Source organism: Veillonella parvula, assembly GCF_032577575.1.
Lineage (GTDB): Bacteria > Bacillota > Negativicutes > Veillonellales > Veillonellaceae > Veillonella.
The window spans coordinates 204,163-217,539 of record NZ_JAWFVO010000002.1 but is presented as its reverse complement, the minus strand read 5'-3'; the positions used below and the strand labels follow the sequence as shown (position 1 = coordinate 217,539).

General features: G+C 39.1%; 11 protein-coding genes. 10 read left to right on the top strand and 1 reads right to left on the bottom strand.

From position 1 onward, the window contains the following. Nucleotides 1-73 precede the first annotated feature (73 nt). A complete protein-coding gene (gene pflB / locus E7K77_RS04940; RefSeq protein ID WP_325306363.1) occupies nt 74-2,191 on the bottom strand; it encodes a formate C-acetyltransferase in 2,118 nt (705 codons plus the stop codon). A 517-nt stretch (nt 2,192-2,708) separates the two neighbouring features. Between pflB and E7K77_RS04935 the strand changes: the two genes are divergently transcribed. The 10 genes from E7K77_RS04935 (at nt 2,709) to metA (ending at nt 13,187) form a co-directional block, all read left to right on the top strand. Next, the gene (locus E7K77_RS04935) at nt 2,709-3,575 is read left to right on the top strand and encodes a DMT family transporter (protein ID WP_325306362.1); all 867 of its coding nucleotides are present in this window, start codon (nt 2,709-2,711) and stop codon (nt 3,573-3,575) included. Nucleotides 3,576-3,839: 264 nt separating this feature from the next. Continuing rightward, entirely contained in the window at nt 3,840-4,862 is a 1,023-nt protein-coding gene (locus E7K77_RS04930) for a methionine ABC transporter ATP-binding protein (RefSeq protein ID WP_325306360.1), read from the top strand. Next, the gene (locus E7K77_RS04925) at nt 4,862-5,533 is read left to right on the top strand and encodes a methionine ABC transporter permease (RefSeq protein ID WP_325306359.1); all 672 of its coding nucleotides are present in this window, start codon (nt 4,862-4,864) and stop codon (nt 5,531-5,533) included. The genes E7K77_RS04930 and E7K77_RS04925 overlap by 1 nt, the downstream gene beginning before the upstream one ends. A gap of 53 nt (nt 5,534-5,586) precedes the next feature. Next, nucleotides 5,587-6,411, top strand: coding sequence for a MetQ/NlpA family ABC transporter substrate-binding protein (locus E7K77_RS04920; protein ID WP_325306357.1), 825 nt, complete (start codon nt 5,587-5,589; stop codon nt 6,409-6,411). Nucleotides 6,412-6,651: 240 nt separating this feature from the next. Further along, a complete protein-coding gene (locus E7K77_RS04915; RefSeq protein WP_325306356.1) occupies nt 6,652-8,118 on the top strand; it encodes a DASS family sodium-coupled anion symporter in 1,467 nt (488 codons plus the stop codon). 600 nt (nt 8,119-8,718) lie between these two features. Further along, complete coding sequence (locus E7K77_RS04910) at nt 8,719-9,123, top strand: PACE efflux transporter (protein WP_004697727.1); 405 nt, start codon at nt 8,719-8,721, stop codon at nt 9,121-9,123. A 58-nt stretch (nt 9,124-9,181) separates the two neighbouring features. Continuing rightward, nucleotides 9,182-9,685, top strand: a complete 504-nt coding sequence (locus E7K77_RS04905; protein WP_004697864.1) for an ECF transporter S component — start codon at nt 9,182-9,184, stop codon at nt 9,683-9,685. Nucleotides 9,686-9,837: 152 nt separating this feature from the next. Then, nucleotides 9,838-10,971 (top strand): trans-sulfuration enzyme family protein, encoded by a 1,134-nt coding sequence (locus E7K77_RS04900; RefSeq protein ID WP_004697921.1) that lies wholly within the window; start codon nt 9,838-9,840, stop codon nt 10,969-10,971. A gap of 10 nt (nt 10,972-10,981) precedes the next feature. After that, complete coding sequence (locus E7K77_RS04895; RefSeq protein WP_004697823.1) at nt 10,982-12,166, top strand: MalY/PatB family protein; 1,185 nt, start codon at nt 10,982-10,984, stop codon at nt 12,164-12,166. A 61-nt stretch (nt 12,167-12,227) separates the two neighbouring features. Beyond that, on the top strand, nt 12,228-13,187 hold the full coding sequence (gene metA / locus E7K77_RS04890) for a homoserine O-acetyltransferase MetA (protein ID WP_325306354.1): 960 nt from the start codon (nt 12,228-12,230) through the stop codon (nt 13,185-13,187). The last annotated feature ends 190 nt before the right edge of the window (nt 13,188-13,377 follow it).

Here is a 13,377-nt window from a genome sequence, read left to right as displayed (position 1 = left end):
GTATAACCTCCTTTCAACCAAGACTAACACGCGTATCGATGCCGGTGAAAGCAGTTCGATACTGTGGAAGATTTTACTTATCTTCCTCTATAGTAACATTTGGTTCGCTGCATGCGAAGTTTGTATTGCTGTTAGGCAATTGAGAAGGGTCTAACTCAATATCAAAATCGCTAACGGAAACAAATGTTTCACCAGATTTACCTAATGCGTCCGGAATGATAGAGAAGGTATTAGAAATACCATCGGAGCAATCACGCCATGGCATTTTAGCTACGGATGCCAATGAAGATACGGCACCGTGAGAATCACGACCGTGCATTGGGTTCGCGCCAGGAGCGAAAGCTTCGCCAGCTTTACGGCCGTCTGGAGTAGAACCTGTAGCAGTACCATATACTACGTTGGAAGTAATTGTTAACAAGCTCATAGTAGGAACGGATTGACGATATGTAGGATGTTTACGAATTTTGTTCATAAATGTGGAAACAACTTTTGCTGCCAAGCCATCTACACGGTCATCATCGTTACCATATTTAGGGAAGTCGCCTTCGATTTCGAAATCAACAGCGATGCCATTTTCATCACGAATAGGTTTTACTTTAGCATATTTAATAGCGGATAAGGAGTCTGCTACTACGGATAAACCAGCGATACCAGTTGCAAACCAACGAGTTACCTTACGGTCATGCAAGGCCATTTCTAGTTTTTCATAAGCATATTTATCGTGCATGTAATGAATGATGTTCAATGCATTTACATATACGCCTGCCAACCATTCCATCATGTCGTCGAATTTTTCCCATACTTCGTCAAATTCTAAGTATTCGGAAGTGATAGGGCGGTATTTAGGCCCAATTTGTTTCTTCAACTTTTCGTCAACGCCACCGTTGATAGCGTAAAGCAAGCATTTAGCCAAGTTGGAACGAGCACCGAAGAATTGCATTTCTTTACCAATACGCATTGGTGATACGCAACATGCGATGGCGTAGTCATCACCAGAGTTAGGACGCATCAATTCGTCATTTTCGTATTGAATGGAAGATGTTTCAATGGATAATTTCGCACAGAAACGGCGGAAGCCGATAGGCATACGAGGGGACCACAATACAGTGAGGTTTGGTTCTGGAGCAGGACCAAGGTTAGTCAATGTATGTAGGTAACGGAAGGACATCTTGGAAACCAATGTACGGCCGTCAGTACCCATACCACCGATGGATTCAGTGGTCCAAACAGGGTCACCTGTGAACAAATTGTTGTATTCGTGGATACGTGCGAAGCGAACCATGCGCAATTTCATAATGAAATGGTCTACGAATTCTTGGATTTGTTCCTCTGTGTATGTGCCGTTGCGAAGGTCTCGTTCCGCATAGATATCGAGAAATGTGGAGTTACGACCAATGGACATAGCAGCACCGTTTTGCTCTTTAATGGCACCAAGATAGCCGAAGTAAATCCATTGCATAGCTTCACGAACATCCTTAGCTGGTTTGGAAATATCATAGCCATAGGACGCTGCCATCTCTTTCAATTCTTTCAAAGAACGGATTTGATCTTGAATTTCTTCGCGGTCGCGAATGACATCTTCAAGCATATCGCCCATAGTGATGTTAAATTGTTCTTTTTTATCTTCTATGAGGTAATCAACACCATATAAAGCGATACGACGGTAGTCACCGATGATACGGCCACGGCTGTACGCATCTGGCAAACCAGTTACGATATGAGCTGTACGAGCTGCACGCATTTCTGGAGTATACACGTCGAATACGCCATCGTTGTGTGTTTTACGGTGTTTTTTGAAGAAGTCTTCGGTTTGAGAATCCATTTTGAAGCCGTATTCTTCAATAGCGGATTTCGCTGTACGCAAGCCACCATAAGGGAACATAGCGCGTTTTAAAGGTTTGTCAGTTTGCAAACCAACGATCGTTTCAAGGTCTTTGTCGATATATCCTGGCGCATGTGCAGTAATGTGTGTGGCCACGGAAGTATCAGCATCAAGCATGCCGCCTTTTTCACGTTCTTCTTCGTAAAGCTTCATTACTTGGTTCCACAATTTTGTCGTTCTTTCTGTAGGACCAGCAAGGAAGGAATCGTCCCCTTCATAAGGGATATAGTTTCTTTGAATAAAGTCGCGTACATCAACGGCTTTATCCCACACACCTGTGTTAAAATCTTTCCATGCAGTATGTTGCATTTTGCACCTCCATAAAAGGATATAACTATAGATTTCTATGCCTATAGTGTACAATGTTTGTAACAATTCTACAATGAATAGATGATATAGATTTTCAATACATACTATGCGATTTTGTGAAGTATCTCATAAACTTTCATAAGCTAAATTGTTGGGATTTGCTTTTATATAGCGGCTTATATGAGCTTTTGCTTTTTGTGATCTCACTTGATGCATATATAATAATATGAAATTGCATATCAATATTGTTAAGAAACCTTGAATTCCGATTTTTCAATAATATTGGATAGTTTATATTTGTGTATAGTTCAAGCGGTGAAAAAAGGTATGATTTAATTTTTTGTAGTTTCAGTGGTATATTATGGTACTATTTAGATAGTGTTGTTAAGATATAATACATATAGATAACATTATCTTGGTAGAATTAATCAAGATAGAAATAATCTGGATAGAATATACGTGGATCAAAATTGATTATAAGATTGTATATGCGAATACTGTTGAAAGGTGGATGCTAATGACAAATCGAATGAAAGCTATTTTGGGTGCATCTGCCACGATTGCTGTATGGGCTACTGCATTTCCTTTCAGTAAAATAGCATTACAATCCGTAGATTCATTAACACTTTCTGTGGCAAGGGTTATGGGTGGGGCCTTACTTATGCTGGTAATCGGTGTTGTAAAAGGCTTACACATACCGACAACATGGCGTGAGTGGGGACTATATATTCTGTTAGGCGCCACAGGGAATTTTGTTTACCAAGTTGTTTTTAATGAAGGTTTGCGCACAATTCCGGCGGCCACATCCAGTATTATTATGGCCTTGACTCCGATGACGACGGCACTGATGGCCATGATTGTTTATAAAGATGACATACGCCCCATAGGCTGGTTATTTACAATAACAGCTTTTATAGGTGTAGCCATAATTATTCTTTGGAATTCAACCCTTACAATTCCTACAGGTGCATTATGGACTTTGCTAGGGATGACACTCTTTGCAGTTTATAATATCCTTAATCGTGGTCTTAGTTTAAAAGGATATAAGCCTGTTGCTATCGCCATGTGGTCTATGTTTACAGGTGCCATTATGGCTTTGCCTTTTGCAGAACATGCCATTGAAATGATTGTTGTGGCACCGATTAGTGCAAAATTTGCCATGGCCTATTTAGCATTTCTTTCTAGTGCGTTAGGCTTTGTTTTCTGGAGTTTTGCTTTGGAACATGCGGAAAAGGTGTCTGATGTAACTAACTTTATGTATATTTCGCCAATCGTGGCAGCTATAGTAGCGGGCTTTCTGTTGGGGGAAATACCAAATATGGGGCTCTATATTGGGGCACCAATCATACTAGGATCATTATTCTTATTTAATCGATATAGATAAGTTGAATTTTTTAGGGGTTGAATCGTTTTGATTTGATGTAGATTTGATATGTAAGATATAAAATTAGATATGTAGGAATGTAAATCCTTATAATTTAGAAGCTGTATAAACAAAGAACCTCTACCTTTTAATTGGTGAGGTTCTTTGTTTGTTTGACAGTCCTTATAAATTGTAGTAATCTAAGAATATAGTTAAAACATACCTATGAGATATGTTTTAAATGAAGATTAATTCCTATTACAATAAAAGGAAAGAGGTGGTACAGTGATTGCTATACGCAATGTAACGAAAACATTTGACGTTAATAAGCAAAAGGTTACTGCATTATCTGATGTAAACTTTACCATAGAAAAAGGCGATATATTTGGCATTATTGGCTTCAGTGGAGCTGGTAAATCTACACTGTTGCGGATGATTAATGCTCTAGAGGTACCTACCTCTGGTCATGTTGAAATAGATGGTGTGAATATCAATGGCTTAAGTTTTAGCGAGCTCAGAAAGGTTCGTAAGCGCATCGGCATGGTGTTTCAACAGTTTAATTTATTGAATGCTAAATCTGTGTATGATAATGTGGCTATCCCGCTAATTCTTAATAGGTTACCAAAATCCGACATTGATAAAAAGGTTAAAACCTTATTAGACTTTGTTGATTTAGGCGATAAAGCAAATGCATATCCTGGAGAATTATCTGGTGGTCAAAAACAACGCGTTGGTATTGCCCGTGCATTAGCTACAGATCCATCCATATTGCTTTGTGATGAAGCAACCAGCGCTCTAGATCCTGATACAACAGAATCTATATTACAATTACTAGAACGTGTTAATCGTGAACTAGGAGTAACAGTAGTTATCGTAACTCATGAGATCGATGTAATTCAGAAAATATGTAATCGAGTTGTAGTTATGGAGCATGGAAAGCTCATAGAGAGCGGATCTGTACTTGAGGTGTTTAGTAAACCTAAACACGAAACAACAAAGCGATTTGTTAGAACTGTAATTCCTGATGAAATTCCATCAACAGTGAAACATACATTAGCTTGTGATAAAAGGCCATACACAATTCTTAAGATGCATTTCTTAGGAAATAATACGACAGATAATGTTCTATATCATATTAATAAAACCTTTGATTTAGAAACGAGTGTATTATTTGCTACGGTAACAGAGTTAGAACATACTGCACTTGGTATATTCATTGTTCAGTTTATTGGCGATGATCTTGAGGTGGGCAAGGTAAAAGAGTATCTTATTGCTCAAGGTATTGAATGGCAGGAGGTGACACTATAATGGATTTCTTCATGCAAGAACTTGGTGTTCCAGGATCGCAGTTATTATTAGCCGCAGAACAGACATTATATATGGTGTTCCTATCTCTATTTATTGGTACAGTACTAGGTCTAATTATCGCAGTCACACTGGTAGTAACAAATCCTAATGGTATCGTTAAAAATAGTATTGTTTATACCATTACCAATACAATTGTTAATATTGTACGTTCCGTACCATTTATCATTTTGATGGTGTTTATATTACCGTTAACTAAGATGATTGTAGGTACTCGCGTTGGTACAACAGCGGCTATTGTACCACTTGTTATATTCATTGCACCTTATCTTGCTCGACTCTTTGAAAACTCTATTTTAGAGGTCAATAAAGGCATTATTGAGGCTGCACAGTCTATGGGGGCCTCTCATTTTGAGGTGATTTGGCATTTCCTTTTACCAGAGGCAAAGGGTTCGCTTATTCTATCTATTACAACAGGTACCATAGGTCTTATCGGTGCTACTGCTATGGCTGGTGCCATTGGTGCTGGTGGTGTAGGTGATTTGGCCCTTACCTATGGTTATGAACGGTTGAACTTTCCATTGATGTTATTTACCGTTGTTATTTTAATTATTTTTGTTCAAATTATTCAAACCATAGGTAACTACTTTGCACGTCGTGCGCGTCGTTTCTAATTTGATGAAATAGATTTTAGTTATATCGATTGTGAAATATAGGAGAAAATACTATGAAATTTAAAAAGCTTCTTGCCCTTGGTGCAGCATTAGTATTCAGCGTAGCTTTTATCGCAGGCTGCAGTTCTAATAATAGCGATAATGGTGCTAAAAAAGAATTAACCTACAGTAAATCTCAGGGTCCTTACTCTGAATTGTTTGAAAAAGGTGTAAAACCAATTTTGGAGAAACAAGGCTATACCTTTAAAGGCGTAGATATGTCTGATTTGGTACAAGCTGACCAAGTGTTAAGTGATGGTGAGGTTGACTTTAACGTTGAACAACATACAGCATACATGAAAAACTTTAACGAAAAACAAAATGGTCATCTTGTAGCATTAACACCAATTCCAACAGTACCAGCAGGTATCTTTAGTGGTTCTAAAACATCTTTAGATCAAGTAGCAGATGGCGACACTATTGCTGTACCTAATGATGCATCCAACATGGCTCGTGCTTATGCGTTATTGCAAAAAATCGGTTGGATTAAGCTTGATCCTAACAAAGATTTGGCAACAGTAACTCAAGCAGATATTATTGAAAATCCTAAACATCTTAAATTTACAGAAATGAAATCTCTTACAATTCCTTCTGTACGTACTGATTTCGATTATATTGTCATTACGGGTGCGATTATCTATAATGCAAAAATTGATCCTAAATCTGCATTGGCAAATGAAGACGTATTGCCACAATGGTTATTACAATTCGTAGTTAATGAGAAAAACAAAGATGCACAATGGGCAAAAGACATCGTAGCAGCTTACCACTCTCAAGAATTCAAAGACTACATGGAAAAAAATAACAATGGCCTATGGTTTGTTCCAAAAGGTGAATAATATAATTTAGTAAGCTAATTACAATTGAAATATTTTTACAAAATAGATAGCGATACCAATTAGATTCAATTCTTTACTTCTAAGGGGTATCGCTTTTTATTGTTATAAAAGCTATTACTAAAAGTTTATTATCAATTAATAAGTATTATGATTGAGTTTATATCATCTTATTAAAATATTTGATATACTATATAGGCAATTTTTGCAATTTTTGTTTTGACGTAGTAAGGAGAGTTTCTAATGAAGTTGAATTGGAAATTATTCGCACCGCTTGTAGTAGCTATTCTTGTATGGCTCATCGGTGCTCCTGAAGGCCTTAGCGCAAATTCTTGGATTTACGTAAGTATTTTCGCTGGCCTCGTGGTAGGGTTGATTTTAGAACCAATGCCACCAGCTTTCATCGGTATCATTGCTGTTACCGTGTCTATGTTGTTTAAGGTTGGTCCTGCTCCTGTTGTAGATAAAGCAACTGGTGTAGCAAAGGCGATTACTGATGCACAAGCTATCAGTTGGGGTCTTAGCGGTTTCTCTAATGCCATCGTGTGGTTGATCTTCGCAGCCTTCATGATTGGTATCGGTTATGAAAACTCTGGCCTTGGCCGCCGTATTGCCTTGTTCCTCGTAGCAAAGCTTGGCAAGTCCTCTTTAGGTCTTGGTTATGCCATCGCTATTACGGACCTTGTATTGGCGCCGTTCATCCCAAGTAATGCGGCTCGTTCTGGTGGTACGATTTACCCAATCGTATCTAGTATTTGTCCAATGTTTGACTCCTATCCAGATAAGAATCCTCGTAAAATCGGTTCCTATTTGAACTGGGTAGCGTTGGCAACTACATGTGTATCTAGCTCCATCTTCTTGACTGGTCAAGCGCCAAACCCATTGGCTCTTGAATTGTCTGCTAAGTCTGGTATCGTAGCGGCAAACTGGGGGACATGGTTCTTAGCTTTCTTACCAGTAGGTCTTATTTTGTTTATCATCACTCCATTGTTGACTTATGTATTCTGCAAACCAGAGGTAAAAGGTTCCCCTGAAATTGCGGCGTGGGCGAAAGATGAGTATAAGAAATTAGGCTCCATGACGCGCAGTGAAATTTTCATGGCCTTGATTTCCGTGTTGGCTCTTGTATTGTGGATTGGTGCTTCTACATTTAAAGTAAACCCAACTACAACAGCTTTGATTGTTATTATCTTGATGATTTTCACTAAGATTATGACATGGCAAGACTTCCTTGCTAACAAACCAGCATGGAATGTTTTGACTTGGTTCGCTACACTCGTACCTATGGCTGCGGGTCTTAAAAATGTAGGTTTCTTGGACTGGCTTGCTAAATCTGCAGGTGGTTCTTTAGTGTCTCTAGATCCAACTATGGCTGTTCTAGGTTTGTTGTTAGCATTCTGCTTGCTTCGTTACTTCTTTGCATCTGGTACTGCTTATGTAACGGCTATGGTAGGCTTATTTGCTACTCTAATTCTTCAAATTCCTGGCGTTGACCCAGCTCAAGTTATGTTAATTCTTTTAGTACCAATGGGTATTATGGGTATCCTTACACCATATGGTACTGGTCACAGTCCAATCTGGTTTGCTAGTGGCTATAACAAAGGGCCTGAATTCTGGAAATTAGGCGCTATCTTTGGGATTATCTACCTTGCGATATTTATCGTGGTGGGGATTCCATGGATTCAGTTCGTAATGCCACTTTTAGGATAAAGTGCTCCGCCGCATTGTATCTCCTTGCGCTCCATTCGCTGCAAGTCGCTTAGTAGATACAATGCGGCTTCTTTTTATCCTAAAATGGCAATACTCACTTTGGGAAAAGCAAGTCGAGCTTACAGAACGCTACGAGGGGCTTTCCTTATATCCGAAAATGGCATAACTCACTTCGGGAGGGCAAGTCGCTGGACAGACATATGGCGGCTTCTTTTATCCTGAAATGGCAATACTCACTTTGGGAAAAGCAAGTCGAGTTTAAAGAACGCTACGAGGGGCTTCCTTTATATCCGAAAATGGCATAGCTCACTTCGGGAGGGCAAGTCGCTGGACAGACATATGGCGGCTTCTTTTATCCTGAAATGGCAATACTCACTTTGGGAAAAGCAAGTCGAGCTTAAAGAACACTACGAGGGGCTTTCTTTATATCCGAAAATGGCATAACTCACTTCGAGGGGCAAGTCGCTTAGTAGATACAACGCGGCTTTTTTTATTTTAAAATGGCAATATTCGACAAATCTAAGAAAATAAATATAATATAATATTGATATGATAGTAAATATCTTTTTTTGGGTTTTCTGATGGAGGTGGTTTATTATTATGTCTGCTACAGAGCGTGTTGTACAGTCGATTTTATATGAGCTAGGCTGTGTTTTGATTGGCTGTTTGGTGATGCAGTTTGTTCCGCATGAGGGGCAGCCTTTGGTCTTGATGGTTATTTTTTCCTTGTTGGCGATGGTTTGGAATTTTGTGTTTAACTGGATTTTTGATAAACTAGTACCAGGTGATCGATTAGCACGAGGCCCAATCATTCGCACGGTTCATGCAGTGTTGTTTGAAGGTTTGTTTATGCTTGCCACAGTGCCTATTATTATGTACATGATGCATATGAGTTTTTGGATGGCCTTTGCTACAGATATAACGATGACATTAGTCATATTAGGTTATACTTATATTTATAATTGGGTATATGATCGAGCACGTCTATATTTTGTAGAGGCTTAATTTTAAATGTGAGGTAGGTACCTCTTGTAAAATCTATATCGTATAGTAGGAGGTTCTTATGTCTACAAAGTCTATTACGGGCACAGGCCTATTGTTGGCCGTTGCCTTATTGGCGCAAAGCTTGCGCCTCATTTTCCCCTTTATTCCTAATCAGGTGAGCATGTTCCTCATCGGTTCCATTACATCTGCTACATTTGTTTTGGCGACGTGGCGCTATGGTTGGAAAAATGGTCTAGTCATTGCTTGGATTGCACCAGTGGTGGCGCATTTACAAGGCATGTTACCATTACCGCCGTTCATTTTGATTACGGCTCTTGGCACGACAGCGTATGTATTTGTGGCACATTGGTTACAACATAAGCCAAAGCTTTTACTTATTATTGTGGCGGCTTTGGTAAAAGCCGGCGTACTCTTTGGGGGATATTCCTTGTTCTTCTCTTTGTTCGAATTTCCACCAAAGATTGTAAATACCATGCTTTTTGTATCTAGTTGGCCTCAATTGGTAACATCTTCTTTAGGTATTATTTTGGCATTACTTATTACAAAACGTACTAAAAATTAGTCTAACTTAACTTAGAGTTATGACAACCCATTCAAAATAGATATGACTTTTTCGGGGCACTCAGGATGTATGAGTGCCCCTTTTTATTGACCTTAGTCATTGTCTACTCTTATAATTAACATATTGTATACAAATATGAGGAGTTGAATGGAATGAAATTTAATACAAAATGTGTTCACGGCAGTGGCAAGCCAGATAGTACTGGTGCAATTTCCCCTGCAATTTATATGTCTAGTACATTTTCTCACTCGCAGTTGGGTGATACCACAGGTTACCAATATACGCGTGAGTCTAATCCGACGCGGGACCGTTTGGAACAATTGATAGCAGATCTTGAAGAAGGTACAGATGCATTAGCATTCTCTTCTGGTATGGCCGCAGTGGACGCAGTATTCCATCTATTCTCCCCTGGAGACCATATCATCTTAGGTGATGACTTATATGGTGGTTCTATCCGTATGTTCACCAATATTTATGAAAAAAACGGCATAGAATTTACATATGTTGGTACTTCTGATCTTGATGCGGTGAAAGCAGCTTTCAAACCAAATACTAAGGCTGTTTATATTGAAACACCGACAAATCCTATGATGGAGATTACCGATATTCGTGCACTCTGTGCATTGGCGCATGCACGTAATGCGCTAGTGATTATCGACAATACTTTCCTAAGTCCATATTTCCAAAAGCCATTGACTTTGGGTGCTGATATTGTCGTTCATAGTGGTACCAAATTCATTGGTGGTCATCACGATGTAATTTCTGGTTTTACTATTGTAAAAGACGAAGAAATCGCCGCAAAATTGCGTTTAACGTACAAAACCGTAGGTGCATGTTTATCTGCTATGGATAGCTGGCTCGTTATTCGCGGCGTAAAAACATTGGCTCTACGCATGGAGCAACATCAAAAGAATGCCATTGCTCTTGCCGAATGGTTAAAAAAACAACCAAAAGTAACTAAAGTTTTGTTCCCAGGCCTTCCTGAACATCCAGGTTATGAAATCAATAGAGCCCAAACAACAGGCTTTGGCGGCATGTTATCCTTCGAAGTAGATAACGAAGAAACGGCTAAACAAGTATTAGAAGGTATTGAGCTTATTCAATTCGCTGAAAGCCTTGGTGGTACAGAATCCTTGTTGACGTATCCTGTGACGCAAACACATCCTGACTTGAAACCTGAAGATGCAGAACGCAAAGGTATTACACGTCGTTTGTTACGTTTATCTGTAGGTATTGAAGATACAGAAGACTTGATTGCGGACTTGGAACAGGCTTTTAATAAATAAAGGAGTTCCTATGGGACAATATAATTTTGATCAAATAGTAGATAGAACTCATACAAAATCATTGAAATACGACTTTGCTGTAAAGCGCGGTAAACCTGCGGATGTGTTGCCATTCTGGGTAGCGGATATGGATTTTGAAATTTCCCCTGAGTTAAAACAAATCTTATTGGATCGTGTTAAGCATGGTGTTTTCGGCTATACAGAGTCTGACGATGAATACTTTGAAGTGTTGAAGAATTGGTTTGCTACGCGTTTTAACTGGACGCCAGAACAAAAATGGCTTGTTAAAACGCCTGGTATCGTATTTGCTTTAGCGATGGCGGTTCGTGCTTTTACCGAGGTTGGCGAAGGGGTGCTCATTAATCAACCTGTGTATTACCCATTTAGTATGGTTATTGACGATAACGATCGTTGTCTTATCAATGTGCCGCTCATCAAAGGCGACGAAAAATACACTATCGACTTTGAAGGCATCGAGCGTGCAATTATTGAGGAGAATGTAACATTATTCCTCTTGTGTAATCCGCACAATCCAGTAGGGCGCGTGTGGACTGAGGACGAGTTGAAACGCCTCGGCGACATTTGTATTAAACACAATGTGCTCATCGTGAGTGACGAAATCCATGCTGACTTTGTTTGGGAGGGGCATACGCACAAGGTCTTTGCCGACCTTGGTGAAAGCTATGCAGAACACTGCGTTGTATGTACAGCGCCTAGCAAGACTTTTAACATTGCAGGCTTACAAGTAAGTAATATCTTTATTCCAAATGACTCCTTACGTCGTCGTTTTATAAAAGAAATTGACCGTGCTGGTTATAGCCAATTGAACACGATGGGGATTGTGGGCTGTGAAGGAGCCTACAAAGTCGGGGCTCCTTGGCTTGATGAATTGAAAGAATATATTCAAGACAATATTCAATTCACCATCGACTATGTAGCAAAATATATGCCAAAGATTCATGCATATCGTCCTGAAGGGACCTATCTCATGTGGCTGGACTGCTCTCAATTGCCGCTTAGCCCTAAAGAGCGAGATGAATGGATCATCAATGATGCTAAGCTATGGCTCGATACGGGTTCTATGTTTGGTGTCGATGGGGAAGACTTTGAACGTATTAATGTCGCTTGCCCTCGTAAGGTATTAGAAGAAGGGCTCGAAGCTTGGAGACGTGCTTACGAGGCTAAAGGCTTTTAATTAGCTTATTTAAATTGTTTAGATTAGGTTATCAAATTGTAGAATATGTAGAGGTGACACTATGCCTATTAAAGTAATAAAAAATTTACCGGCCATAACGAAATTAGCTCAAGAGAATATTTTCGTTATGGATACTGAGCGGGCGGAAAATCAACAAATCCGACCTTTGCAAATTTTGCTTGTCAATTTGATGCCTACTAAAGAAGTGACGGAAACTCAAATCTTGCGTGCTCTCAGTAATAGCCCATTGCAAGTTAATTTAACATTATTACATACCGCATCTCGTAAGGCTAAAAATACAGATGAACAATATTTAGAAACTTTCTATCGCACTTTTGATGAGGTAAAAGACCAGTTCTTTGACGGTATGATTATTACCGGTGCTCCTGTAGAGTTAATGCCTTTTGAAGAGGTAGACTATTGGTCTGAACTCGTAGAAATCATGAACTGGGGCGAAGAACATGTATATTCGACCTTCTATATATGTTGGGGAGCTCAAGCTGGTTTATATCATCACTTTGGTATTAACAAATCTATTATGGATGAGAAATTATTCGGTGTTTATGAACACGATATTTATAATGATCGACCAGTGCTCATGCGTGGATTTGATGAAAAGTTTTGGATGCCACATTCTCGTCACACTACAGTTTCTTTGCAACAAATTAAGGAAAATCGTGACTTGGAACTTTTGGCTGGGTCTGAACCAACAGGTGCTGCTATCGTTCGTAGTTTAGATAATAAGCATATCTTTGTATTTGGTCATGCCGAATACGATTGGGACACACTTAACCGTGAGTACGTGCGGGATATCAAAAAAGGTATGGATATTGCAGTTCCTGAAAACTACTTCCCGGATAATGATCCAAAACAACGTCCCATCGTGCGCTGGCGCTCTGTAAGTACACTATTATTTACAAACTGGTTGAACTACTATGTATACCAAGAAACACCGTACATCATTGAACAAATCCAAAGAATGAAATTTGAACGGGATAAAAATTTAGGCGCTTACATCTAAATGTAAGTACTTATTTCTAATCTATTGATAGTAATATGTACCCCTAATTACTTCTAACATTTCTCAAGGGAGCTAGTTCTTTGCAAGTAATTAGGGGATTTTATTTCTCATAAATGACTTAGTTCGCTTTAGCGGTTTTGGTAAAAGCTTTTATCCTCCTTTGTCCACCATAGTTTAAAGTTATGGAGAA

Coding starts and splice junctions, on each gene's coding strand:
- pflB (WP_325306363.1), bottom strand. CDS start 2,191: ATGCAACATACTGCATGGAAAGATTTTAACACAGGTGTGTGGGATAAA.
- E7K77_RS04935 (WP_325306362.1), top strand. CDS start 2,709: ATGACAAATCGAATGAAAGCTATTTTGGGTGCATCTGCCACGATTGCT.
- E7K77_RS04925 (WP_325306359.1), top strand. CDS start 4,862: ATGGATTTCTTCATGCAAGAACTTGGTGTTCCAGGATCGCAGTTATTA.
- E7K77_RS04920 (WP_325306357.1), top strand. CDS start 5,587: ATGAAATTTAAAAAGCTTCTTGCCCTTGGTGCAGCATTAGTATTCAGC.
- E7K77_RS04915 (WP_325306356.1), top strand. CDS start 6,652: ATGAAGTTGAATTGGAAATTATTCGCACCGCTTGTAGTAGCTATTCTT.
- E7K77_RS04910 (WP_004697727.1), top strand. CDS start 8,719: ATGTCTGCTACAGAGCGTGTTGTACAGTCGATTTTATATGAGCTAGGC.
- E7K77_RS04905 (WP_004697864.1), top strand. CDS start 9,182: ATGTCTACAAAGTCTATTACGGGCACAGGCCTATTGTTGGCCGTTGCC.
- E7K77_RS04900 (WP_004697921.1), top strand. CDS start 9,838: ATGAAATTTAATACAAAATGTGTTCACGGCAGTGGCAAGCCAGATAGT.
- E7K77_RS04895 (WP_004697823.1), top strand. CDS start 10,982: ATGGGACAATATAATTTTGATCAAATAGTAGATAGAACTCATACAAAA.
- metA (WP_325306354.1), top strand. CDS start 12,228: ATGCCTATTAAAGTAATAAAAAATTTACCGGCCATAACGAAATTAGCT.